Source organism: Limnohabitans sp., assembly GCF_030158565.1.
Lineage (GTDB): Bacteria > Pseudomonadota > Gammaproteobacteria > Burkholderiales > Burkholderiaceae_C > Limnohabitans_A.
Window position 1 is genome coordinate 1 of sequence record NZ_JAOASQ010000031.1, and the last position, 24,214, is coordinate 24,214.

25 protein-coding genes are annotated in these 24,214 nt (G+C 60.1%); 16 read left to right on the plus strand and 9 right to left on the minus strand.

What is annotated here, in order from left to right:
- The first annotated feature begins 4 nt into the window (after nucleotides 1–4).
- Entirely contained in the window at nucleotides 5–169 is a 165-nt protein-coding gene (locus Q1W40_RS06540; protein WP_300710283.1) for an AAA domain-containing protein, read from the plus strand.
- A gap of 16 nt (nucleotides 170–185) precedes the next feature.
- Here the strand turns inward: Q1W40_RS06540 and Q1W40_RS06545 are convergent, their stop codons facing one another.
- The 5 genes from Q1W40_RS06545 to Q1W40_RS06565 all read right to left on the minus strand — a co-directional run bounded on the left by Q1W40_RS06545 (nucleotide 186) and on the right by Q1W40_RS06565 (nucleotide 3,727).
- Nucleotides 186–593: a type II toxin-antitoxin system VapC family toxin gene (locus Q1W40_RS06545; RefSeq protein WP_300710179.1), complete on the minus strand. Its 408-nt coding sequence runs from the start codon at nucleotides 591–593 to the stop codon at nucleotides 186–188.
- Complete coding sequence (locus tag Q1W40_RS06550) at nucleotides 590–931, minus strand: hypothetical protein (protein WP_300710181.1); 342 nt, start codon at nucleotides 929–931, stop codon at nucleotides 590–592. Before Q1W40_RS06550 ends, Q1W40_RS06545 begins: the two co-directional genes overlap by 4 nt.
- Nucleotides 932–1,000: 69 nt before the next feature.
- Entirely contained in the window at nucleotides 1,001–1,387 is a 387-nt protein-coding gene (locus Q1W40_RS06555; RefSeq protein WP_300710183.1) for a type IIL restriction-modification enzyme MmeI, read from the minus strand.
- Nucleotides 1,388–1,484: 97 nt separating this feature from the next.
- Complete coding sequence (locus Q1W40_RS06560; RefSeq protein ID WP_300710185.1) at nucleotides 1,485–2,729, minus strand: serine hydrolase; 1,245 nt, start codon at nucleotides 2,727–2,729, stop codon at nucleotides 1,485–1,487.
- Nucleotides 2,730–2,746: 17 nt separating this feature from the next.
- A complete protein-coding gene (locus Q1W40_RS06565) occupies nucleotides 2,747–3,727 on the minus strand; it encodes a tripartite tricarboxylate transporter substrate binding protein (RefSeq protein WP_300710187.1) in 981 nt (326 codons plus the stop codon).
- Nucleotides 3,728–3,914: 187 nt separating this feature from the next.
- Here Q1W40_RS06565 and Q1W40_RS06570 point away from each other — a divergent pair, with 187 nt between their 5' ends.
- The 4 genes from Q1W40_RS06570 to Q1W40_RS06585 all read left to right on the plus strand — a co-directional run bounded on the left by Q1W40_RS06570 (nucleotide 3,915) and on the right by Q1W40_RS06585 (nucleotide 7,593).
- Nucleotides 3,915–4,202: an antibiotic biosynthesis monooxygenase family protein gene (locus Q1W40_RS06570; protein ID WP_300710189.1), complete on the plus strand. Its 288-nt coding sequence runs from the start codon at nucleotides 3,915–3,917 to the stop codon at nucleotides 4,200–4,202.
- Nucleotides 4,203–4,304: 102 nt separating this feature from the next.
- A complete protein-coding gene (locus Q1W40_RS06575; RefSeq protein ID WP_300710191.1) occupies nucleotides 4,305–6,239 on the plus strand; it encodes an amidohydrolase in 1,935 nt (644 codons plus the stop codon).
- Between the two features lie 25 nt (nucleotides 6,240–6,264).
- Nucleotides 6,265–6,831, plus strand: a complete 567-nt coding sequence (locus tag Q1W40_RS06580; RefSeq protein WP_300710193.1) for a cupin domain-containing protein — start codon at nucleotides 6,265–6,267, stop codon at nucleotides 6,829–6,831.
- Nucleotides 6,832–6,837: 6 nt separating this feature from the next.
- Entirely contained in the window at nucleotides 6,838–7,593 is a 756-nt protein-coding gene (locus tag Q1W40_RS06585) for a sulfite exporter TauE/SafE family protein (RefSeq protein ID WP_300710195.1), read from the plus strand.
- A 33-nt stretch (nucleotides 7,594–7,626) separates the two neighbouring features.
- On the opposite strand, the gene Q1W40_RS06590 is transcribed toward Q1W40_RS06585, so the two are convergent.
- Nucleotides 7,627–8,559 (minus strand): LysR family transcriptional regulator, encoded by a 933-nt coding sequence (locus Q1W40_RS06590; RefSeq protein ID WP_300710197.1) that lies wholly within the window; start codon nucleotides 8,557–8,559, stop codon nucleotides 7,627–7,629.
- A gap of 137 nt (nucleotides 8,560–8,696) precedes the next feature.
- Between Q1W40_RS06590 and Q1W40_RS06595 the strand changes: the two genes are divergently transcribed.
- From Q1W40_RS06595 to Q1W40_RS06630, 8 genes are all read left to right on the plus strand, one after another.
- Nucleotides 8,697–9,554, plus strand: a complete 858-nt coding sequence (locus Q1W40_RS06595) for a fumarylacetoacetate hydrolase family protein (protein ID WP_300710199.1) — start codon at nucleotides 8,697–8,699, stop codon at nucleotides 9,552–9,554.
- 10 nt (nucleotides 9,555–9,564) lie between these two features.
- Nucleotides 9,565–11,649 carry a hydantoinase/oxoprolinase family protein gene (locus Q1W40_RS06600; protein ID WP_300710201.1) on the plus strand — a complete coding sequence of 695 codons (2,085 nt, stop codon included), beginning with the start codon at nucleotides 9,565–9,567 and terminating at the stop codon, nucleotides 11,647–11,649.
- The gene (locus Q1W40_RS06605) at nucleotides 11,646–13,397 is read left to right on the plus strand and encodes a hydantoinase B/oxoprolinase family protein (RefSeq protein ID WP_300710203.1); all 1,752 of its coding nucleotides are present in this window, start codon (nucleotides 11,646–11,648) and stop codon (nucleotides 13,395–13,397) included. Before Q1W40_RS06600 ends, Q1W40_RS06605 begins: the two co-directional genes overlap by 4 nt.
- Entirely contained in the window at nucleotides 13,360–13,812 is a 453-nt protein-coding gene (locus Q1W40_RS06610; protein ID WP_300710205.1) for a hypothetical protein, read from the plus strand. The genes Q1W40_RS06605 and Q1W40_RS06610 overlap by 38 nt, the downstream gene beginning before the upstream one ends.
- 28 nt (nucleotides 13,813–13,840) lie before the next feature.
- Nucleotides 13,841–14,812 carry a tripartite tricarboxylate transporter substrate-binding protein gene (locus tag Q1W40_RS06615; RefSeq protein WP_300710207.1) on the plus strand — a complete coding sequence of 324 codons (972 nt, stop codon included), beginning with the start codon at nucleotides 13,841–13,843 and terminating at the stop codon, nucleotides 14,810–14,812.
- An 80-nt stretch (nucleotides 14,813–14,892) separates the two neighbouring features.
- Entirely contained in the window at nucleotides 14,893–15,696 is an 804-nt protein-coding gene (locus Q1W40_RS06620; protein ID WP_300710209.1) for a molybdate ABC transporter substrate-binding protein, read from the plus strand.
- Nucleotides 15,697–16,078: 382 nt separating this feature from the next.
- Nucleotides 16,079–16,972, plus strand: a complete 894-nt coding sequence (locus Q1W40_RS06625; RefSeq protein ID WP_300710211.1) for a dienelactone hydrolase family protein — start codon at nucleotides 16,079–16,081, stop codon at nucleotides 16,970–16,972.
- A gap of 69 nt (nucleotides 16,973–17,041) precedes the next feature.
- The gene (locus Q1W40_RS06630; RefSeq protein ID WP_300710213.1) at nucleotides 17,042–17,878 is read left to right on the plus strand and encodes a ZIP family metal transporter; all 837 of its coding nucleotides are present in this window, start codon (nucleotides 17,042–17,044) and stop codon (nucleotides 17,876–17,878) included.
- 20 nt (nucleotides 17,879–17,898) lie between these two features.
- Here the strand turns inward: Q1W40_RS06630 and Q1W40_RS06635 are convergent, their stop codons facing one another.
- Genes Q1W40_RS06635 through Q1W40_RS06645 form a run of 3 tightly spaced genes read right to left on the minus strand, consistent with a single transcriptional unit; the run spans nucleotide 17,899 to nucleotide 20,803 of the window.
- Complete coding sequence (locus Q1W40_RS06635) at nucleotides 17,899–18,759, minus strand: sulfurtransferase (protein ID WP_300710215.1); 861 nt, start codon at nucleotides 18,757–18,759, stop codon at nucleotides 17,899–17,901.
- Nucleotides 18,760–18,774: 15 nt separating this feature from the next.
- A complete protein-coding gene (locus Q1W40_RS06640) occupies nucleotides 18,775–19,662 on the minus strand; it encodes a DMT family transporter (RefSeq protein ID WP_300710217.1) in 888 nt (295 codons plus the stop codon).
- 13 nt (nucleotides 19,663–19,675) lie between these two features.
- Nucleotides 19,676–20,803 (minus strand): aromatic ring-hydroxylating dioxygenase subunit alpha, encoded by a 1,128-nt coding sequence (locus Q1W40_RS06645; RefSeq protein ID WP_300710219.1) that lies wholly within the window; start codon nucleotides 20,801–20,803, stop codon nucleotides 19,676–19,678.
- A 254-nt stretch (nucleotides 20,804–21,057) separates the two neighbouring features.
- Between Q1W40_RS06645 and Q1W40_RS06650 the strand changes: the two genes are divergently transcribed.
- From Q1W40_RS06650 to dxs, 3 genes are read left to right on the plus strand one after another with little or no spacing between them, the layout of a single operon-like run.
- The gene (locus Q1W40_RS06650; protein WP_108325966.1) at nucleotides 21,058–21,309 is read left to right on the plus strand and encodes an exodeoxyribonuclease VII small subunit; all 252 of its coding nucleotides are present in this window, start codon (nucleotides 21,058–21,060) and stop codon (nucleotides 21,307–21,309) included.
- Entirely contained in the window at nucleotides 21,306–22,208 is a 903-nt protein-coding gene (locus Q1W40_RS06655; protein ID WP_300710223.1) for a polyprenyl synthetase family protein, read from the plus strand. Before Q1W40_RS06650 ends, Q1W40_RS06655 begins: the two co-directional genes overlap by 4 nt.
- A 4-nt stretch (nucleotides 22,209–22,212) precedes the next feature.
- Complete coding sequence (dxs, locus tag Q1W40_RS06660) at nucleotides 22,213–24,063, plus strand: 1-deoxy-D-xylulose-5-phosphate synthase (protein ID WP_300710225.1); 1,851 nt, start codon at nucleotides 22,213–22,215, stop codon at nucleotides 24,061–24,063.
- Nucleotides 24,064–24,214: the final 151 nt, after the last annotated feature.

Below are 24,214 nucleotides of genomic sequence, written 5' to 3' on the forward strand. Positions count from 1 at the left end.
CTTTCTGTCTGACATCCGCCGCATGAACGTGGGCATGACCCGCGCACGGCGCAAGTTGCTGCTGGTGGGCGATTCGTCCACGCTTTGCAGGCATCCGTTTTTTGGGGAGTTGTTGGAGTATGTGAAGGGGGTGGTGGGCTACCGCAAAGCCCAAGCAGTTGTTCGATAGATGGCCAGTTCGACTTTCAGGTCATCCAGTCTTCAAGCTTCAAGCCCGCCACGCGCTTGAAGTGCCGTGTGTTGTGAGTCACCAAGGGCAGACCCAGCGCCAATGCATGCGCGGCGATTTGGGTGTCCATCTCGCCAATGGGCTGCCCGGTTTGCTGAAGGTGGGCGGCAATGTCTCCATACCGGTCTGCGGCCTCCAGCGTCCATGGCAGAACTGGAATCTCATTGAGCAGCAAATCAATGGTTCGGCGGCGTTTGTCATCGGCTTGCAACAGTGCCAGCCCAAACCGTGTTTCGGCCCGGGTGATGGCTGAGATGGCGATCTCCTGCTTTTTGAGTGCCGTCAACATGCGCTTTTGCAGCGCGGCAGAACTGTTGCGTGCAAAGTAGCCCAGGATGTTGGTGTCGACCAAGTACTTGATCACTTGGGGTCCTTGGTTTTGGCGGCGCGTTTAGTAGAGGCTTTTGTGGAGGCATTGGGGGTTGATGGCGCTTCCCATTCCGCAAACGGATTTTTCGGTGGCTTGTTTTGCCGACTGGCATCCGACAAAAAGTCGTCGGGCAATGGGTTTTCTGCAATGGCCGCCATCAGCGCATCCAGCCGACGCTGACGCAATGTTTCCGTGTCTTTGGGCTTGAGGGTGATCTCCCCCGTCACCTCGTTGCGGGCAATCCACATTTCATCGACAGTCACGCGAAATGCCTTGGGCAAGCGAATCGCCTGGCTATGGCCATTGGTAAAAACTTTGGCGGTAGCGAGCATGGCACCTTCCTTATGAAGTATCTATGAAAATGTACCTACTTTATCACCAAGCAAGTCATTCAGTCAAAGTCAAATTGGTACGGTTAGTGGGCGCAGTTCAAGGCGCCGCACCCGAAAGCGGGCAAAGTCGCAGACCACCACCAGCTGGGGCAGGTCGCGCTCGGGCAGGTTGTGCAGGTAGCCAATGGCCTGGTCCACCGCGTCGTCAAGGCTTTTGCCGCGTGACTTGTGCTCCACCAACAGCACGCCGGGCCAGAACAAATCCACAAAGCCTTGGGCACCGCCGAGTTTTTTGACGTTCAGCTCGAAGGTGGCAACGCGTTTGTTGGTGATGCCAAAGATTTCAAAGAAGTCGATCCAAAAGGGCTTGGCTTGGCTGTCTTCGTTGCAGGCGTCGGCCCAGGTCTTGCTGAAAAGCAATGCCCTGGATTTGATTTCGTTCCAATTAAGACCCATTTGGTGCTCACAAATTGAGCTTGAATATTAATTGAAAGTATTTAATTTATTGATTGAAATAGTTCTGGAGGCGTAAAGAAAAGCCGCTAAAGAGGGGTCAACGGTGCTTCAGCAGAAACTGAGCGACGGCGTGGTACGCGGGCAAAGAGGTCGGGTCGAAGTGCGTGTTGGCAGCCACCGGATGTGAGCCGAATCGGGCAATCACCATTTCTGCCTTGGGATCGATGTAGATCGCTTGGCCATGAATGCCCCGTGCCGAGTAGGCCCCATGGGCGTTGTTCGACACCCACCACATGTTCCGATAGGCCCATCCGCCCAAGGTGGGGAAGTTCTGGACAGGAAACGCCGAAGCATCGCCATTGAACCGAATGTCATTGATGACGGCTGGGGGGATGATTTGTTGCCCTGACCAAGTGCCATCGTTGCGCAGCATTTCGCCAAATCGGGCCATGTCCCTCAGGCCCGCGCTGAGCCCGCCGCCCGCAAACTCGTTGCCCGCACTGTCCACGGTGAAATAGGCGTCTTGCTCCATGCCCAGTTTGGACCAGATGCGCTGCGACACGACTTCACCAATCGACAGGCCGGTCACGCGGCGAATCACCCAGCCGATGACGTCGGTGTTGACGGTTTTGTAGGCGAAGTTGCCGCCGTGCTGGCCTTCTTTTTGAACGGTTTGAAGAAACTCGTAGAAGGTCTGGGGGCCTGCGTATTGGGGTGGTCTGGGCAGCACACCGCCAGCGCGGGCGTGCATCCAGATTTCGGCCTGCGGGTCGGCGTAGTTCTCGCTGTATTTGAGCCCCGTGCGCATGTCCAGCACTTGCCGGATCGTGGCATCGGCGAAGGCGCTGTTTTGCAGTTCAGGCACATAGTGCGTGACAAGTGCTGACTCGTCGAGGGCACCTTCGGCCACCAGCATTTGCCCGATCAGTCCAAAAAATGATTTGGTGACCGACATGGCGATGTGTTGCCCCTCGGGCTTCATCACACCGCTGTAGCGTTCGTAGACGATTTTTCCCCGGTGCAGCACCACCACGCCGTCGGTGTAGTTGGCGTCGTAGGCCTGGCCCCAGGTTATGGTCTGTGTCGCGCCCATTGGGGTGAACTCAACGTTGTCGAGTTCGGCCAGCTCTGTGCGCAGCAGCGGCGATGCCTGGCCCAAGCCTCGGGACACCGCCGTGGTGGGCCCCATGCGCCTGAAGTTGCAAAAACTCCACCGGGTTTTGGGGAACTGGTAGACCCCGCCATCTTGAAAAGAAATGAGCTTGTCTGGGGGTGGGGGCGAGCCCACCATCCAGCCCATTTTGACCGGGTCAGTTTCTGCCGCAGAGGGGAATTGGTTCATGGTGAGGACTTGAAAAATTACTTTTTGGTCACGCCCACCATCTTGGCCATCTTTTCCATGTTCTCGGCATCTTTCAGATAAAAAGCATGCGCCTGCTGGGGCGACATGGGCTCAAACACGGTTGCACCGGGTGCCTCGATGGCCTTGCGCAATTCAGGCTTGCTCAATGCGGTTTGAACCGCTGCATGCATTTTGGCCACGACGGCGTCAGGCACCTTGTTGCTGACGTGCAATGCAGACCAAAGCACATGGTTGTAGTTCTCAAAGCCTTTGGTCGCATTTGCCAAGGGCACGTTGGGCAGGCGTGGGCTGGGCTTGTCGTTGAAAACGGCAATCGCGCGGATGACCCCTTTGTCCACAAAGCCCGGAATGGGGCCCGCGATCGGCATCAAGGACACATCGACAACGCCACCGGCCATGTCGTTCAGGCACTGACCAAAACCGGCGTAGGGCACATGCAAGGCCTGGCCCTTGAGGTTGGAAGCGATCTGCTCCATCACAAAGTGGTAGATGGTGCCAGCGCCTGGCGTGCAAAACGACAGCGGTTTTTCGGTGGTGCTTTGCATTCGCTTGGCCAGGTCCGACAGATTTTGCACAGGCAGATCTTTGCGAACGACCATCATCATCGAGGCGTAACCGAGCAAGGACACGGTCTTGGCGTCTTGCGGTTTGTAGGTGGCCGATTGGTACACCAGCGGCGCGAAGATCATCTCCATTTGCGAGCTGCCAATCAGGGTGTGGCCATCGGGCGGGGCAGACAGCGCTTTGACGGTGCCAATCGATCCGCCTGCGCCCACGGTGTTTTCGACGAGCACGGATTGTTGGGGCCATTGGTTCTTGAGTTCTGCGGCAAGTGCCCGCACGGCCACGTCCACCGAGCCACCTGCAGGCCATGGCACCTGAATCGTCACGGTTTTGTTCGGGAAGTCTTGCGCGTAGGCGTTCACGCTCATCAACAAGGGCAGTGCCAAGCAGGACAAAATTTTTCGTGCGTTCATGGAAGGTTCCTCTTTCTTGGCGTGGTGACGCCGGTGGTTGGGGTGAGCCGCTGGTTTTGAAACTAAATGAAAATTTATTGAAATTTTTCACTCGAATGAATTAGACTGAAATCAGCATTAACCCTGATCGATGGCCATGAACGAACATCCCAGCACTTGTGTACGGTCCACCCTGACAGCCAAAAGCATGCCCAGACAGCGGGAACAACTGTTGGCGGCTTTCTTCCAACGGCGCGTCTTGCAAGAGTGCCAAGAGGCGATCCCGGGCTTTCTCAGTGCAGAGGTGTTGCTGTCTCTGACAGACGCGGACGAGCTGCAAATCTCGGTGCTTTGGCGCGATCACGCGGCGTGGCAAGCCTGGCAAGACAGCGCGGTGAGACTCCAGCAGGCGCAACACCTGGCCCCCTTGCTCGCGTGTGCCCCAGTGGGGCAGCTTTTTGCTGTGGCGACCGATGCGGCGGAACCAAAAGCTTGAAAAAGCCATGCGCATGAAATGAATTTTTTGAAATATTTTTCATTTATGTGAAACAATGCCGCCTGATACACCCCATCTGGTCGACTCAGAAAGCATGCACACATGAGCAACATCTCTGCGCGTGAATTGGTGATCTTTACCGCCAAGAAGATCATCACCATGGATGACACCTTGCCGGAGGCCACGGCCGTTGCGGTGAGTGAAGGCAAAGTCTTGGCGGTCGGCACCCTGGATGACATGGCGGTCTGGACCCAAGACCGGCAGGTGCGAATAGACCGCAGCTTTGAAGATCAGGTGCTGATGCCGGGCTTGATTGACAACCACATTCACCCCTTCTTGGGTGCACTGCTGCTGCCCATGGTCATCTTGGCCCCCGAGGCGTGGCGCGGCGCGGATGGGCAACTTCGGCCCGAGGTGCGTGACCCTGAGCGCTACAAAGAGCGCTTGCTGCAAGAGTTCAAGGCGCGTGACCCTTCCAAACCCTGGTTCATCACCTGGGGCTACCAGCCTGACCTGCATGGGCGCTACGACCGCGAGATGCTCGATGCCTTGTTCCCGGACACGCCGGTGATTCTTTGGCAGCGCTCATTCCACGAGACGTATTTGAATACAGCGGCCATCAATCAGTTGGGTTTACAGGCGCAGGATTGGCAGGACCATCCACAGATTGATTGGAAACGGGGACATTTTTTTGAGACCGGCTTCAAGCCCATCCTGATGGGGCTGTTGCCTTACTTTCTTCGACCCGAGTGGTATGGCGAGGGGCTCAAGCAAATGGTGGCCTTGATGCGCATGGGCGGCATCACGACCGCAGGCGACATGTTGTTTGGGGCCATCTCGCCGGACTACGAGTTGGCGGCGCTCCACAAGGCGCTGCCGGAAGGCGCGTCGCCCTTGCGGGTGGTCAATGTGTTTGATTTGCGCAGTTTTTCCAACCGCGCCAGCGGTGCTGAGTTGGGCCCGCCGGATCAAGCCATTGCATTTGATCTCGGCCTCGAAGCCATCGAGAAGATGTGGGCTGACGGTCCGCAGGGCCATGTCTGGTTTGCGCGGGGCATCAAGCTTTTTGCAGACGGTGCCATCTTTTCGCAATTGATGAAAATGCGCTGGCCGGGCTATCTGGACGGCCACGAGGGCGAATGGCTGATGACGCCTGAAATTCTCAAGGCGGGCGTGCTGGAAGCCTTCAAGCGTGACTGGACGGTGCACGTTCATGTCAACGGCGATGGCGGCATGGAAGCCGTACTGGATGCGCTCAAAGAGGCGCAAAGGCAGTCCCCGCGCTTTGATCACCGTTTTCATGTGCACCATGTGGGCTACCACGCGCAAGCGCAAACCAGTCAGCTGGCGGCGCTGGGGGCGCACGCCAGCGTGAACCCCTATTACCTGCATGCCCTGGGCGATGACTACGCCCAAGTCGGCTTGGGGCCTGAACGCGCCACGCAGCTGGTCCGCTGTGGCTCGATGGTGCGGGAAGGCATGCGGGTCTCTTTGCATTCGGATTTCATGATGGCACCGGCTGAACCCTTGACTTTGGCATGGTGCGCTGCATCGCGGCAAACGCGGACCGGGAAAGTCATGTCGCCGTCAGAGCGCCTGACGCTGCAGCAGGCTTTGCGTGCCGTCACCATCGATGCGGCTTGGGCGCTTCGGCTGGATGAAGAGATCGGTTCCATCTCGGTGGGCAAGCGGGCCGACTTTGCGGTTCTGGACGCAGACCCCTTTGAGCGCGGAGTCGATGGTCTGCTCGATGTCCGGGTGATGGCCACCATTTTTGAAGGGCAGGTTCATGCGAATCCTCACCCGAGCCCATCCAGCTTGGCGGCCAGTCGTGCGGCCAGTCATGTCGCGTCAACGGCAAGCGCACAGGCAGCGCCATCTGCGGTAGAGGCGTCATCCGCAAAGCGCTGGCGTTTGGTGGGCGGCAACTGCAACGGTATCTCAGACCGCTGTGATCTGGTGCGCACCTGGTCACAGTGGTTGCACAAGGCGCTGATCGCTTCCTCGGTTCCTCCATCGGTTTTGAAAAATGGATAAGAAGAAAAACACAAAGTCGCCAGCGATGCGTGCGCAACTGGCCTTGGGCGTGCAAATACGTGACTTGCGAAAGTCGCGCGGCATGACCTTGGTGGATCTGGCTGAACGCATCAACCGCTCGGTCGGCTGGCTCAGCCAAATCGAACGCGGCATGTCCGAAGTGAGCATTTCAGCGATGCATGAAATCGCGCAGGCCCTGGATGTGACCGTCAGTTGGTTCTTTCAAGAGGGCACCCAAGCCAAGCCAGGGGAAGCGGGCCTGATTGTCCGAAAGTCCACCCGCAAGAAATTTGACTTCCATGGCACAGGGGTTCACGAAGAGATGCTCTCGCCATCGTTGAGTGGACAAATCCTGCTGATTGAAAGCACCTTTGCGCCCGGAACCGGAACGGGTGACCGAGGCAGAAAACGCCAGGGGGAAGAAGCCGGACTCGTGTTGAGCGGTGTGCTTGAACTCCACCTGGAGGGCGAAAAATTCATCTTGCAGGAGGGCGATAGTTTTGCCCTGCCAGGCGAGGGGACCCACCGTTGCTTCAATTCGAGCAGCGAGCCCGCTGTGGTGCTTTGGATCAGCACGCCTGCTGCGTATTGAGGCGGCATGTTGGACGTTGCTTTGTGGAATGGCTTGGGCTATCCGGCGCTGGTGGTGCTGCTGGGGTACTGCGTCTTTGGCATGACAGGATTTGGGTCGGCGCTGGTGATCATTCCTCTGCTGTCATGGCAGTGGCCCCTGAGCGCGATTGTCCCGACGGTGTTGTTGCTGGATATTCCAGCATCCATCGCGCACACCGGTATGAATCTGAAACATGTGCGATGGACCCTGGTGCCAAAGGTCATGCCTTTTGCAATCGTCGGTGCCTGGCTCGCAAGCATGGCCCATGCATGGGGTGACAGTGCTTGGGCGCTGTCTGTTTTGGGGCTTTACATATGCTGGGTCGCTGCGCGTGGACTGCGGGGGCAAACCCAGCGATTCGAACCCTCAAGCCCCTGGGTCAATTCGATGGCCGGAACCCTGATGGGGCTGATCGAAACCCTTTTTGGCACAGCCGGTCCCGTCGTCATGGCATGGCTCACCCGTCAAGAACGCAAGATCGAGGACGTCCGTGCGACTGCGCCGCTTTTGATTTTGATCACGGTGTGCATCGCTTTGTTCAGCAACGGCCTGTCGGGGCGCAGTGACATGGATCAGGTCTTGGCCCAAACCCTCTGGCTTGCGCCCATGGCCTTGTTGGGCGGATGGCTGGGACACCGATTCAATGCACGTATCCAGCCGGTCACCGCGAGAAAGACGGTCCATGCGGTCCTTCTGCTCAGCGGGATCAGCTTGCTGCTGCGGAGCATTGTCTTTGTGTGATGGTTCCCGGTCATCACAAAAACGCCTGGACGCTCAGGTTGACGGCCTGTGCACCGGCGTCGTGATTTGACCGTTCCACCCCTCGACGGTTTCTCTGATCAGCCTGGAGACGATTCGGCTGGCTTGGGTCAGCTGTCCTTGTTTGGGGTGGGCCAGCGTCACATAGCGCTTGAGGTCGGGGCCGATGATCTTGGCCGCTTGAAGCTTGCCCGTGCGCAACTCCTGATCCACAGAAAACGGGCCCAGCAGGGCATACAGGTGGGGGTTGTCGGCAATGAGTTCTTTTTGCACCCGCAAAGAGTCGGCTTCCAGGGTGGCTTGCAGATGGAATCCTTTGCTTTTGGCGGTCTCGTCGAGGATGGATCGCCAGTGCGCAGGCCGACGGGGCAGCACCAGCGGTAGCCCCTCCAGCCGACGGAATTCCACCGTGTCAGCATGGGTCAAGGACAGTCCCGGGCGTGAAACCAGATAGGTGCTGGCGGTGGTGAGCAAGGTCTCGTCAGGGTTGTGGGGCTTGTCGTAGCGAAAGAGGATGGCCATGTCCACGCTGCCCGCGTCGAGCATGGCGTCCAGCTCTCCGCCTTGGCCTTCGCGGATGTTGAGCGCGATTTTGGGGAACTCGTTTTGCAGGCGTTTGAAGACCTGTGTCATCAGCGGGTGCGCCGCAGAAGGCAGGATGCCCAGGCGCACCTCCCCCATGGGGACGCGGGCGGTTTGCTGGATATCGGCAAAAAACGCGTCGGTTTCGCGGACCCATTGCCGGGCCCTGAGTGCAACGTGGTCTCCAAACTCGGTCAGGGCCACACCCCGGCCAGTGCGCCTGAACAGGGTGCCACCGCAGGCCTCTTCCAAGGCGCTGATTTGACGGCTGATGTGGGATTGCACCGTTTGGCGGTGTGCGGCCACTTTGGTGAAGCTGCCCATTTCGGCCACTTCCAAAAAGAGCTTGAAGTCCTGGATTTGCATGTGCCTCCTTTGATATGCCAATTCAGGCATATCTGAAATCTCGGATTGGATTCTATGCACATGGCATTGATCTGCCTAGACTTTGCCCCAGAGTCATTCATGCATCGACAGGCGATGCGCGTTATCCGAGGAAAAACATGAGATTTGTCAGCTTTGAGTACCGTGGCAAGGCCAGTTATGGCCTTTGGAAAGATGAGAGCAACTGGTTGCAGGTGCCTGCTGCCTTTGCCGCGCAATACCCTGATTTGAAATCGGTCATCGCGGCCAATCAGCTGGACGCTTTGGAGGCCGCAGCCGTGCAGGCCGGGGAGCCCGTCAAAGCCAGCGATGCCCAACTTTTGCCTGTGATTGCGAATCCTGGAAAAGTGTTTTGCGTGGGTCTGAACTACAAGACCCATGTGGCCGAGATGAAGCGTGCCGACAGTGAGCACCCCGCCATCTTCACCCGTTTTGCAGACAGCCTCAGTGCACATGGTGCACCACTGCCCAAGCCCGCTGCCACCACGCGTTTCGATTTCGAGGGCGAGTTGGCCGTGATCATTGGCCAAGGTGGTCGCAACATCGCTCAGGCAGATGCTTGGGACCACATTGCGGGTTACGCCTGCTTCAACGACGGCACGGCGCGCGACTGGCAGCGCCACACGCACCAGTGGACGCCGGGCAAGAACTTCCCCGCAACAGGGCCTTTGGGGCCTTTCATGGCCACGCGCAAGGCCATTCCCGACGTCAATCAGCTCACCCTCGAATCGCGCCTCAATGGCCAAGTCATGCAGCACGCCAGCGTGGCCGACTTGATCTTCACCTTGCCCGTGATCATCGAATACCTCTCGGGCTTCACCAACCTGTCTCCCGGTGACGTGATTGCCACTGGCACACCCGGCGGTGTTGGCGACAAGCGCGAGCCACCGGTGTACATGAATGCAGGTGACGTCATTGAAGTCGAGATCACCGGGCTGGGCACCTTGCGAAACGTGGTGACCAACGCTGGTCTTTGAAGGAAACAAGATGACTGCAAACAAGAAATCACTGCGCATCGCGGTGGACATCGGCGGCACGTTCACCGACATGGCCTGCTTCGATGAAGAGACGGGTCAGATCTCTTTTGGCAAGGCGCTGTCCACCCATGGCCATTTGCATGACGGGATTCAAAACACACTGGACGGTGCAGGCATTGACCTGACCAACGGCTACCTGTTTTTGCACGGCTCCACGATTGCCATCAACACCTTGCTCGAGCGCAATGGCGCCAACACGGCCTTGCTCATCACCGAAGGGTTTCGGGACATCTACGAAATCGGGCGCGTGAACCGGCCTGATGCCTACAACTTGTTTTTCTCCAAGCATGTGCCTTTGGTGCCGCGCTCACAACGCCATGAGGTGAGCGAGCGTCTGCGTGCCGACGGCTCTTTGCACAAGCCGCTGGACGAAGAGGGCGTCCGTGTTTTGGCTCGGCAGCTCAAGGCTGAGAAGATCGAAGCCGTGGCGGTGTTGCTGCTGCACTCGTACCGCAACCCTGACCACGAGCGCCGCGTCAAGGCCATCTTGCAAGAGGAGATTCCAGGGGCCTTCGTGTGTGCTTCGCACGAGCTGTCGCAGGAATACCGCGAATTTGAACGTGTCTCGACAGCGGTGGCCAATGCTTATGTGGGCCCGCGTGTGTCGGCCTATCTGGGGGAGCTCGAAGAGCACCTGGAGGCCAAAGGGTTTGTTGGTGATTTTTATGCCGTTCAATCGACGGGGGGGCTGTTCCCGCTGGAGCATGCCCGCCGCGACTGTGTGCGCATGCTGGAGTCCGGCCCTGCCGCGGGCGTGATTGGCGCACAAGCCATTTGTGCGCAGCTGGGCCTGCCAGATGCCATCGCTTTTGACATGGGCGGCACCACCGCCAAAGCCGGGGTGATCAGCGAAGGTCGGCCGCTGACCACAGGCAGTGCGCTGATTGGGGGTTATGAAAAAGCTCTGCCAATTCAGATCCCGATGATGGATATCTTTGAGGTGGGCACCGGCGGTGGGTCCATGGCCCGCGTGGAACTGGGCAATTCATTGCGTGTGGGGCCAAGGTCTGCGGGCTCCATGCCCGGGCCGGTGTGCTATGGCCGGGGGGGTGAAGAGCCCACCGTGACCGATGCCAACTTGATCTTGGGTCGCCTGGACGAGCACAACTTCCTCGGGGGCGAAATGCCGCTCTACTTGGACCGTGCCCGCGAGGCGATGAACAAGAAAGTGGCCACGCCTTTGGGCCTGGACGCGACCCGCGCTGCGGATGGCATCTTGCGCATTGCGGTCACGCAGATGTCGCACGCCGTGAAGGCGGTGACGACGGAGCGTGGCCTGGATGCCGGCAGCTTCACCATGGTGACGTATGGCGGTGCAGGTCCTCTGCATGCGTCGGCCATCGCGCGTGAAATCGGTATCCGGAATGTGCTGATTCCTTATGCGCCGGGTTACTTTTCGGCTTACGGCATGCTGTTTTCCGATTTGCGTTATGACTATGTGCGCTCGGTGTTTCGCCGTCTCGATGGTTTGTCTTTCGAAGAAATCGAAGCGATCTACAAAGAGATGGAGGACGAAGGTCGCGCAGCGATCGGCGCATCCCAGATTCGTCCAGAGGAGATCGTGTTTGAGCGTGCCGGTGACATGCGCTACTTCGGTCAGGAGCATGCCGTGACGGTGGACTTGCCACGGGAATTCTTTGACCGCAAGGACCGGGCGGGCATCAAAAACCATTTTGATGAAGTGCACAAGGTCCGTTATGGCACCTCGGCCCCCAAGGAGGCGGCCGACATTGTGAGCCTGCGCGTCACGGTGATGGGGCGCATGAAAAAGCCGCCACGCAATGAGGTGTCCGCTGGACAAGACAAGCCTGATGCTCAAGCCCTGCGTGCGCACAAGCCTGTGTATTTCCGCAGCGCGGGTGACTATGTCTCGACAGCGGTTTACAAGCGTGATCTGCTCAAAAACGGCAACCTGATCCAGGGGCCTGCACTCATCGAAGAGCATGCGTCCACCACGGTGATACAGCCCGGTGACACGGTCCGTGTGGACCAATTCGGCAATTTGCAAATTTCCATTGGGAGCGACCGCTCATGAGCACCAACGCACTTCAAACCCCAACTCAGAAGGTTGATCCCGTCATTGTGGAGATCATTCGCAACGGCCTTTTCGCCGTGACGGAGGAGATGAAAACCAACCTGATGCGCACGGCCTACAACCTCATCATTTATGAGGCGCTGGATTTCACGGTGGGCCTGTTCACCAAGGAAGGGGACACGGTCTCCATCGGCCTGGGTCTGCCGATGTTCATTCGCGGCATGTCCGAGACGGTGAAGTCCAAGATCCGGCACTTTGGTTACGAGAACATCCACCCCGGCGATATTTTGGTGACCAACGATGCCTACACCACCGGCAGTCACCTGAATCACTTCACCTTCACCATGCCGGTCTTCCACGAAGGGGAGCTGATTGGCTTTACCTGCTGCATGGCTCACTGGCTGGATGTGGGCGGCAGTCTGGGGCAGATCACGACGGACATCTTCTCTGAAGGCATTCAGATTCCCATCGTCAAGTACCAGAGCGCGGGCAAGGTCAACCAGGATTTGATCGACATCATCGCCATGAACGTTCGGATGCCTGAGCGTGCATTGGGTGACTTGCGTGCACAGATCACCGCCATCACCACGGGCGAGCGCCGTTTTCTGGAGTTGGTGCAACGCTACGGCAACGACGATGTGCAAGCCTCGATCCGCGAGATCATGAACGCATCGGAAGCTTTGGCTCGCCAGAACACCTTGACGATTCCTGACGGCGTGTACGAGGCCGAGTCTTTCATGGATGACGACGGGTTGGACGTGGGCAAGCGCATTCCGATCCGTGTGAAGGTCACCGTCAAAGGTGATGAGATGGAAATCGACCTCTCGGATGTGAGTCGCCAGGTCAAGGGTTTTTACAACTCGGGTTTCACCACGGGCATTGCCTGTGCGCAGGTGGCCTACAAGTGTTTGACAACGCCGACCGATTACCCGGTCAACGATGGCAGTTTCCGCCCTCTGAAGGTCGTGATGCCGATGGGCACCGTTATCAGCGCCGAGCGGCCTTACCCGATGCGGGTGTGGATGACTTTCCCGATGACGGTGATCGACACCATTTTCAAGGCGCTGGCACCCGCCATCCCCGATCGCGCCATCGCCGGGCACCATGCCGATCTGGTCTTTCCCAACATCCACGGCATTTCACCCGAGGATGGTCGCCTCTTCATCGTGGGCATTGGCCCGCTGGGTGGCGGCTGGGGTGCCAAGAGCCGTGAAGACGGAGTCTCGGTCACCGTGTGCATCAACGACGGCGACACGCACAACAGCCCCACAGAGCAACTCGAGGCCAAGTACCCGGTGCTGGTGGAAAGCTACAAAATCCGCCAGGACAGCGCTGGGGCAGGTGAATTCCGGGGAGGACTCGGCGCTGAGATGGTGGTTCAAGCCCTCTCGCCGTTTTCGGTCACCACGCGGATTGACCGCATGCATTGCAAGCCTTGGGGACTCGAAGGGGGCGGTGAAGCCGCCGGCAATGGCATTGCCATCCGCCACAAAGGCCAATGGGCAGAAGACCTGCCCAACGCCAAGATCTTCAACGTGCGCCTGGAACGCGGCGACGCCTACAAGATGCTCTCGGGCGGTGGCGGTGGCTTTGGCCATCCATTCAAGCGCGACGCACTCAAGGTGGCGGAGGATGTTCGCGAGGGTTATGTGAGCCGAGAGGCCGCTGAAAAGCTTTATGGGGTGGTACTGGATGACCAGCACCAGGTCAATGAAGCTCAAACCTCAGCATTGCGCGCCCATGTTTGATGTGATGGAAGAGAACACCACGCGTGCCCAAGCCACCTATCTGGCGGAGCTTTGGCACCGTCTGTCAGCGCAGCACATTGCGCTGGGGTGTTCTTGCTCCATGAGTGGCATCAGTGTGACGCTGGAGGATTTTGAGCGTGACATCGCCGATTATTTGTGGGCCGAAAGCGAGCGACTCGGTGCGCCAGAGGTAGTCGATTTTTTGCTCGCGCCAGGCCCGATTTGCGAACAAGACAAAGCCGTCAGAACCCTCTTGGCGCGTTTGCAGGCGGGTGAAGCAGATGATGGGGTTGCGCAGTGGTTGCTTGCGCGAATGACCAAAACCATCGAGTCTTACGCCAAGTTGCACGGCCCAGCAGTAGAAGCGCCTTTGCTGGGTGGTTCAAGGGCGTGGCGTACCGCTTATCGAGATTGAGTTTTTTCTACAAAAAAGGAGACTTCCCATGTATTGCATGAAACGCAGATTTGCCGTGTTGACATTGCTGCTTTTGGGTACTGCCGCTGCAGCGCAAACCAAATTCCCGGAGGGCCCCATCAAGATGGTGGTGCCCTTTGCCGCTGGCGGGGGTGTTGACAGCGCTGCACGCTTGCTGGCCAAGCAACTGGGCACGAATCTCAATGTGCCCGTGGTTGTGGAGAACAAGCCCGGGGCCAATGGTTCAGTGGGCGGCAAGTTCGTGCAAACGTCCAATGCAGATGGTTTGACGCTTTTGTTCTCCGCTTCGACCCATGCCTTGGCCAAGCAAGTCATGGCGACTGCGCCCTATGACCCACAGACCGATTTTGCGGCCGTGGCCCGTGTCGGTGAAGCGCCGTTGATGATGGTCATTTCCCCCAGCCTGCCCCAGACAAAACTCCCCGAAGTGATCGCGGCGGCCAAGCAAAGCCCGGACAAGTGGACCGCCGCGCTGCCGGCACTGGGTGCAGCGAGTCATTTGGGAACGCTGATGTTTGCCAAGCAAGGCAATCTGCCCAATTTGGTGACTGCCGTCTACAAAGGAACCGCACCCGCGTTGACAGACGTGGCAGGCGGTCATGTGCAAATCCAGATCGACGCCATCATTGCGCTGCAAGGGATGGCTAAGGCCGGCAAGGTCAAACCGATCATGGTCACTTCCGCCAAGAGAAGTTCGGTCATGCCCAATGTCCCCACGGCGGTCGAGAGCGGGTATCCCAAATTCGTGACGGAGTCCTGGTACGGTGTTTGGGCACCTAAAGCCACGCCAGCTGATCGTGTGCAGTCGCTCAACAAAGCAATCAACGAGGCTGTTCAGCAGTTGACCAAAGCCGGCGCTTGGGAGCCGCTGGGGGTTGAACCCGTCACCGAAAGCAGTGAGGACTTCCGCAAGTACATGGCGACTTATGTCATCGAGAGTGCTGACTTGCTCAAAGGCGCGGGCTTCAAGCCGGAGTAATTTCTTTTGCACCAGTGAATGGCCATGGGGGCTGGGTAATATGCTGGTATTCCCTTCAAAACCCATGACCTTCCAATACCATGCGATCAATCACTGCGCTGATGGCCTCTTGTTTGCTCATGGCTTGCGCCACGCCCCCAATGCCTTTGAGCGCTGACCCCATTGCCGTGGTGGCCGCTGGCAGTTTGCGTGAGGCGATGACCGACATCGCCAAGGCGCATGAGGCCCGCACCGGTCAAAAACTGAGCTTGTCTTTTGCGGCCTCGGGGCTGCTGCGCGAGCGCATCGAAAAGGGCGAAGCGGCTCAGGTCTTTGCCTCGGCCGACATGGGGCATCCGCAAAAGCTGGCCGACGCCGGCAGCTGGAGCCCGCCGCGTGTGTTTGTGCGCAACCAACTGTGTGCGATCACCCAGGCCAACTTCAACCTCACGCCCGAGCGTTTGCTGGCCGCCTTGCTCGATCCGGCGGTGCGTGTGGGCACCAGCACCCCCAAGGCCGACCCGGCCGGTGACTACGCCTGGGCGCTGTTTCGCAGGGCCGATGCGGTCAGCGCTGGCGCTTACGCCACGCTGGAGCGCAAGGCTTTGCAGCTGACGGGTGGCCCCAGTTCGCCCAAAGCACCGGCGGGTCGCGGCACTTACGCTTGGGTCATGGACCAGGGGCGGGCCGACGTTTTCTTGACCTATTGCACCAATGCGGTGTCGGCCCAACAAGAGGTGCCCCGCCTGAAGATCGTGGCGGTGCCGCCCAATTTGCAGGTGTCCGCAGACTACGGCCTCACCGTGCGCCGTGGCACCCACCCCGCCGCACAGGCCTTTGCCGACGCCTTGCTCGAGCCCAGCGCACAGGCTGTGTTTGCGCGGTATGGGTTTGGCAGTCCTTGATTTGGGCTTCTTTTCTTGTCATCCCGGGCAAAGACCCTTTTTGTCATCCCGGGCGAAGACCCGGGATCCACTGGGCGGTGCGGCCCTTTGCAAATGCCGGTTGTGCACCATGGATCCCGGATCAAGTCCGGGATGACAGGCTGAGAGGTAGTCCGGGATGACATCTTGAGAGGCTGACTCTTTTTGTCATCCCGGGCGAAGACCCGGGATCCACTGGGCGGTGCGGCCCTTTGCAAATGCCGGTTGTGCGCCATGGATCCCGGATCAAGTCCGGGATGACATTTTGAGAGGTGGTAAGGGATGACATCTTGAGACGCCGTCCGGGATGACATGATTTGTGCAAAGATCCTCCACTTCGACACACCCATTCAAGGAGCCCTTTGTGAACCACGATCTGATTCAGGATGCCCAAGCTTTGCTGGGCAAAAGTTCGTTGGACGGCAGCACTCGCCGCCAAGCTTTGCAGATGGCTCTGGGGGTGGGTTATGCCGCTGCGGCGGGCACGGTGATGGCGCAGACGGCGATCAAGACGCCATCGACCGGCCTGGTCACGGGCGAGGTGACCATCGATGTGAATGGTTTCAAGATGCCGGCTTTTCGCAGTGCCCCAGCGGGCAAGACCAATTTGCCGGTGGTCTTGGTGATTTCCGAAATCTTTGGCGTGCACGAGTACATCGCCGATGTGACCCGCCGTCTGGCGCAGGCCGGTTACATGGCCATTGCGCCCGAGCTGTTTGTGCGCCAGGGCGATCCGAGCGAATACGGCGAGCTGGCCAAGCTGCAGTCCGAAATCATTGCCAAGGTGCCCGATGCGCAGGTGATGGGCGACTTGGACGCCACCGTGGTTTGGGCCGCAGCCAACGGCGGCAACACCGACAAGCTGGCGATCACCGGTTTTTGTTGGGGTGGCCGCATCACCTGGCTCTATGCCGCGCACCAGCCCAAGCTCAAGGCCGCTGTGGCCTGGTATGGCCGCTTGGTGGGGTCCGCCACGCCCCAGACGCCGCAGCACCCTGTGGCGCTGGCCGCACAAATCAAGGCGCCGGTGCTGGGCCTGTATGGTGCGGCAGATACCGGTATTCCCCTTGACACGCTTGATAAGATGAAAGCCGAGCTGGCCAAGGGCACGGCCGCTGGCAAAGCCAGCGAGTTTGTGGTTTATCCTGAGGCCCCCCACGCGTTTCATGCCGACTACCGGCCCAGCTACCGCCAAGCGGCAGCCGAGGACGGTTGGCAGCGTTTGCTGACCTGGCTCAAGCGGCAAGGCGTGGCTTGATGAATGGATGAAAAACCGCCCTTTGGGGCGGTTTGTTTTGGGGGTGCGTGGTTCACCCCGGATGGAAAAATGACTCTATTGGCAATTTTGATCGGCACCTTGGTGGCCGGTATCGGCAGTGTTTGGTTGGCGGCCTGGCTGAGCTTTGGCGTGATCAGCCGTTACACGCAGCACATGCTGAGTTTGGCCGCAGGGGCTTTGCTGGCCACGGCGTTTTTGCATTTACTGCCCGAAGCGTTCGAGTCCGATGTGGGGCCGCATGCGCTGTTTTTGACGCTGCTTTTGGGCTTGGTCTTTTTCTTTTTGCTCGACAAGGCAGAGCTGTGGCACCACGGGCATGAACACCACCACGGGCACCACGACCATGACCATTCAGGCCATGCCCACCATGGCCACGCACACCACGACCATGCGGGCCACGACCATGCAGGCCATGCCCACGGCGGTGAGCGCTCAGCAGGTCATTGGGCGGTGCTGGCGGGCGACAGCGTGCATTGCTTTGGCGATGGCATTTTGATTGCGTCGGCCTTCATGGCCGATTTGCAGTTGGGCGTGATCGCGGCATTGGCCGTGCTGGCCCACGAGGTGCCGCACCACATGGGCGATTTGGTGGTTTTGCGCCAAGGCAGCAGCAACCGCCAGGCGGCGGTGCTCAAGGTGTCGATGGCCGGTGCCATCACGGCTTTGGGTGGGGCGGTGGGCTATGTGCTGGTCGATGCCTTGCACGGCGCCTTGCCTTACTTTTTGGTGGTGGCCAGCAGCAGCTTCATTTATGTGGCGCTGGCCGACTTGATTCCGCAGTTGCAAAAGCGCCTGAGCGCCAAAGAGACGGCCGCGCAAATCATTTGGTTGGTGGGCGGCATGGCCATGGTCATGGCGGTGAGCCTGTTGGCCCACCGGGGCTGAGCCGCTCAAAAGCCGGTCGTTCAGCCTTGGGCGCAGGGCAGGCCGGGGGTGCGGCTCCATTCGCTCCAGCTGCCTGCGTACAGCGCTGTGGGGCCATAGCCCGCCAGCTCCATGGCGATCAGGTTGGGCACGGCGCTCACGCCGCTGCCGCAGTGGTGCACCACGGTGCTGGCGCTGCGGCCTGACAAGACTTTGTCCCATTCGGCCTTGAGCACGTCGGCGCTTTTGAAGAAGCCTTCGGGGGTGAAGTTGTCGGTGAAGGGGCGGTTGAGTGCGCCGGGAATGTGGCCCGCAATCGGGTCCAGCGGCTCGACCTCGCCACGGTAGCGCGGGGCGCCGCGTGCGTCGACCACGGTTTGTGTGGGGCGGCCGAGTTGTTCCACCACGCTGTCGATCATCACCAACTGACGCAAGGGCGTTTTGACGGCAAAGTTGACGGCTGCACCAGCCGCTTGGGCGGGGCCTGAAGCCACAGCGCCGCCAGCGGCTTTCCAGCCTTGCAGGCCGCCGTCGAGCACGGCCACGGCGTCATGGCCCAGCCATTTGAGCATCCACCACAGGCGGCCGCAGTAGTTGCCGGCTTGGCGGTCGTACACCACGACTTGGGTGTCGTTGCCAATGCCTTGGCTGCCCAACCAGGCGGCCACTTTTTCGCGGGCGGGCAAAGGGTGGCGGCCGCCATTGACGGCGTCTGCGTCATGGTGGGCACTGAGGTTGCGGTCCAGGTGCGCTTGCAGGGCCCCGGCAATGTGCTCTGACTCGAACATGCTGTCTGCCGTCTCGGGCTTCATCAGGTCCGAGCTGCAGTCGAGCAAGGCCAAGTTCTGCCCTGACTGCTTCAAGGCTTGCAATTGGGCGGCGGTGATCAGCAAGGGGTACATGGTCAATCTCCTGTGTCAGTGTTCTTCAGCGGGGGCTTGGGGCAGGGCGCGTTTGCGCAGGGCGGTGGCGGCGATGCCGCTGGCGATGATCAGGGCCATGCCGGTCCAGCCAATCAGCGGGATCAGGTCGCCAAACAAGAACAGGCCGTACAGCGCGGCAAACACAATGCCCGAATATTGCAAGTTGGCCACCAGCATGGTGGCGCCCCGGGTGTAGGCCTTGGTCATGCACAGCTGGCCCAATGCGGCCAGCAGGCCAATGGGCAGCAGCCACAGCGCATGCGGCCAGACCCAGTCGCTGGCGCCGGTGAACAGCATGGCCGTGCCGCCCACGATGGTGGTGCCGATCGAGAAATAAAACACGGTGCGCGACTCGGGCTCGCCCATGCGGCCCAGAGCCGCCACCTGCATGTAGGCCATGGCCGCACCCAGGCCCGAGAGCAAACCGATCACGCCGGCAAACAGTTGGTTTTGTTCGATGGTGGGGCGCAAGATCATGATCACCCCGGCAAAACCCGTCAGCACGGTGAGCACCACGGGGCCTTGGCGGCTGGCGTCTTGCAGGCGGCCCATGACCAAGGTGCCGCCTACCAAAAAGGCCGCCACCCAGACGCCGCTCATGTAGTTGAGCGTCATGGCGGTGGCCAGGGGCAGGTGGGCAATGGCGTAGAACCAGGCGGACAAAGAAGCCACGCCGATGACCGAGCGCCAGACGTGCATCAGCGGCACGGGCGTGCGGATGGACACGCCCTGTGCCCGGCACAGGCTGGCCATGACGACCATGCCGATCAGGCCTCGGTAGAAGACCAGCTCAAAGGTGTTGAAGTGGCTGGCTGCGAACTTGATGCACACGCTCATGGTCGCAAAGAACAGCGACGCCAGGATCATCCAGGAGGCTTGCATCGGGGCAGTCGGCTCAGCGCGTGTTCATCTGGCGGCGGTACCACTCGTGGAAGTGCTGCATGCCGTCTTCCATGGGGCTTTGGTAGGGGCCCACTTCGTTGTCGCCGCGTGCCAGCAGGGCTTTGCGGCCCGCGTCCATGCGTTCGGCAATTTCATCGTCCTCGATGCAGGTTTCCATGTAGGCCGCCTGCTGGGCTTCGACGAACTCGCGCTCAAACGCCACGATTTCTTCGGGGTAGTAGAACTCCACCATGTTCAGCGTCTTGCTGGGGCTGATCGGGTGCAGGGTGGACACCGTCAGCACATGCGGGTACCACTCGACCATGATGTGCGGGTAATAGGTCAGCCAGATCGCGCCGCGCTCGGGCAGTTGGCCGTTGCGGTACTTCAGCAGCACCTCGTGCCACTTTTTGTAGGTGTCCGAGCCGGGCTTGCCAAAGCCGCCCGACACGCCCACGGTTTGCACCGAATAGTGTTCCTTGAACTCCCAGCTCAGGTCGTCGCAGGTGACGAACTGGCCCAGCCCGGGGTGGAAGGGGCCGACGTGGTAGTCCTCAAGGTAGACCTCGATGAAGGTCTTCCAGTTGTAGTTGCACTCGTGCAGCTCGACGCGGTCGAGCGCGTAACCCGAAAAGTCCAGTTGGCTGCGTGGGCCCATGCCGGCCAGGTCGGAGGCGATGCTGCGGCCGTTGTCTTCAAACAGCAGGCCGTTCCACTCTTGCAACTTGTAGTTGTTCAGGTTCAGGCAGGGGTCGTGCGAGAAGTGCGGTGCGCCCAGCAGTTGCCCGTTGGGCGCGTAGGTCCAGCGGTGCAGGGGGCAGACGATGTTGCCGCCCGCGCTGCCTTTTTGCTGTGTGGCCAGGTTGCCCCGGCCGTTCAGCATCACGGCCTGGCGGTGGCGGCAGACGTTGGAGACGAGCTCCACCCCGCCTTGGGCGTTGCGCACCAAGGCGCGGCCTTCGCCCTCGTGGGGCAGGGCGTAGTAGTCGCCCGGATTGGGCACTGCCAGTTGGTGGCCCACGTAGCGGGGGCCTTGCTGGAAGAGCGTTTTCAATTCGCGCTGGAACAGCGCCTCATCGAAATAAGTGGAAACTGGTAGTTGGCTTGCGGCCTGCTGCAGTTGAAGACTTAAATCAGACATGGGTGACCTGACCTAGAGACTCCCCCTATGAAGGGGCAGGGACAAAGCGCCAAATCCTGCGATTTGGGCGCAAAAAACGGCAGGAACAGGCCTGCCGGGGAACCGGTGATTGTACCTTGAGGGGGTTGGCGTGCCGTGCTCGCCATGGCAGAGCCGTGTTGGCGGCTGGGCCTTGATTTGTCCTTGAGGCGTGCATGGCTGTCAGTTTGGCTCAGGGGATGCGCCTAAAATCAGTCTTTTTGCGCGGACCACCCATGCCCAAGGCTTCCAAAACCGAGACTTCAGACGCCGTGCAGGACTTGCCGGCCACTTATGAGGCGGCTTTGTCCGAGCTGGAGCAGTTGGTGGCCCAGCTGGAGTCGGGGCAGATGCCTTTGGACCAGTTGCTCACGGGTTACCAGCGCGGTGCCAGCTTGCTCGGTTTTTGCCGCGACAAGCTCAAGGCGGTGGAAGACCAGATCAAGGTCTTGGACAACGGCCAACTCAAACCCTGGACGGGCGCATGAGCACACTGTTTGATTTGAAAGCCTGGATGCAGCCGCATCTGGCGCGTGTGGAAGCGGCTTTGACCGATGGCATCGCCGCACAGTCGCCCGCCGATTTGGGCCAGGCCATGCGCTATGCGGTGCTGGACGGCGGCAAACGCCTGCGCCCCTTGCTGGTGCTGGCCACAGCCGAAGCGGTGGGTGGCGACATGGCAGCGGCCTTGCGTGCGGCCTGCGCCATTGAGCTGATCCATGCTTATTCTTTGGTGCACGACGACATGCCGTGCATGGACAACGATGTGCTGCGCCGGGGCAAGCCCACGGTGCATGTGCAGTTTGGCGAGGCCCAGGCTTTGTTGGCCGGGGACGCTTTGCAGACCTTGGCCTTTGAATTCCTCACCCCCCAAGACGGCAGCGTGAGCGCTTCTGTGCAGGCCGCTTGTGTGGGCTTGCTGGCGCGTGCATCGGGTTACCAGGGCATGGCCGGTGGCCAGGCGATCGATCTGGCCAGTGTGGGCCAGCGCTTGACCGAGGCGCAGCTGCGCCAGATGCACCGCCTCAAAACCGGGGCCCTGCTGCTGTGCAGCGTGCAGATGGGCGCTGCCTGCGGCACGGCGGTCTCGGCTTCCACGCATGCGGCGTTGCAGCAGTTTGGCGAGGCCATGGGCCTGGCGTTTCAGGTGGTCGATGACATCCTGGATGTGACCGCCGACTCGGCCACCTTGGGCAAGACGGCGGGCAAAGACGCCGCTGCCGACAAACCCACTTATGTGGCGCTGATGGGCCTGGAGCCCGCGCAGCGCTTGGCCGACAAGCTGGCGGCCCAGGCCGCACAGGCCTTGCAAGATACCGGCTTGCCCGCCGAACGCCTGGCCGCTTTGCGCGGCCTGTGCGACATGGTGGTCCAGCGAACCCATTGATGCCATGACCGAATTCCTTCCCGCCATCCAGTCTCCGGCCGATTTGCGCCAGTTGTCGCGCACCGATTTGCCTGCCCTCGCGCAAGAGCTGCGGGCCTGTGTGCTCGACAACGTCTCCAAGACCGGGGGCCACCTGAGCTCGAACCTGGGCACGGTGGAGCTGACGGTGGCCTTGCACTATGTGTTCAACACGCCTGAAGACCGCATCGTCTGGGACGTGGGGCATCAGACTTACCCGCACAAAATCCTCACAGGCCGTCGTGAGCGCATGCCCAGCTTGCGCCAGTTGAACGGTTTGTCGGGCTTTCCGCGCCGCGACGAGAGCGAATACGACACTTTTGGTGTGGGCCATTCGTCCACCAGCATTTCGGCGGCCTTGGGCATGGCATTGGCCGCCCGCCAAAAGGGCGAATCGCGCCACTCGATCGCCGTGATCGGCGACGGCGCGATGACGGCGGGCATGGCCTTTGAGGCACTGAACAACGCGGGCGTCGAAGAGTGCAAGCTGCTGGTGATCCTGAACGACAACGACATGTCGATCAGCCCGCCGGTGGGGGCTTTGAACCGCTATCTGGCGCAGCTGATGAGCGGCAAGTTTTATTCGGCCGCCAAAAATGTGGGCAAGAACGTGCTCAAGAACGCGCCGCCGCTGTTTGAGCTGGCCAAGCGCCTCGAAGAGCATGCCAAGGGCATGGTGGTGCCCGCCACGCTGTTCGAAAAATTCGGCTTCAACTACATCGGCCCGATCGATGGGCACGATCTGGAGTCGCTGATCCCGACGCTGGAAAACATCAAGCACCTGGACGGTCCGCAGTTCTTGCATGTGGTCACCAAAAAAGGCCAGGGCTACGAGTTGGCCGAGGCCGATCCGGTGGCCTACCATGGCCCCGGCAAGTTCGACCCCGCGGTTGGCCTGGTGCCATCGACCACACCGGCCAAAACCACCTTCACCCAGGTCTTTGGTCAGTGGCTGTGCGACATGGCGCAGCAAGACAAGCGCTTGGTGGGCATCACCCCCGCCATGCGCGAGGGCTCGGGCATGGTGGAGTTCCACCGCCGGTTTCCCGATCGTTATTACGACGTGGGCATTGCCGAGCAGCACGCGGTCACCTTCGCTGCGGGCATGGCCTGCGAAGGCCTCAAGCCGGTGGTGGCGATTTACTCCACCTTCTTGCAGCGGGCCTATGACCAGCTGATCCACGATGTGGCTTTGCAAAACCTGCCGGTGGTGTTCGCCATTGACCGCGCAGGGCTCGTGGGGGCCGATGGCGCCACGCATGCGGGCGCTTACGACATCGCTTTCATCCGCTGCATTCCCAACATGAGCCTGGCCTGCCCGGCCGACGAGCGCGAATGCCGCCAGCTGCTGAGCACGGCCTACGCGCAAAACCATCCGGTGGCGGTGCGCTATCCACGCGGTGCGGGCGTGGGGGCTGTGCCCGATGCTGACCTGAACGCCTTGCCTTTGGGCAAGGCCGAGCTCCGCCGCCAAGGCGAGCGCATTGCCATCCTGGCCTTCGGCTCTTTGCTCGCGCCCGCTTTGAAGGCGGCCGAAACCCTGAATGCCACCGTGGTCAACATGCGTTGGGTCAAACCGCTGGACACCGAGATGTTGCAGCGGGTCGCTCAAGACCATGCGCAGATCGTGACGGTGGAAGAGGGTTGCATCATGGGCGGCGCGGGCAGTGCCGTGGCCGAAGCTTTGCAGCAACTGGGTTTGGTGCGGCCTGTGCTGCAGCTGGGCTTGCCGGATGTGTTCATTGAACACGGTGACCATGCCCAACTGCTGGCCGCTCAGGGGCTGGATGCGGCGGGCATCGAGGCGTCGATCCGCCAGCGCTGGGCTGATGTGTGACTTGGCCGCTTTGAGTTGGGAAGACGGGCAGGCGGTCGGCATAGGCCGTCTGTGAAATTTTTTCAATTCGGCATCGAAGGGTAAACCCGGCCTGTTTGGCCCTGTGTAGGTTTTTACAATATCCAATGACGCAACTGTCAGCGCCCGGTAG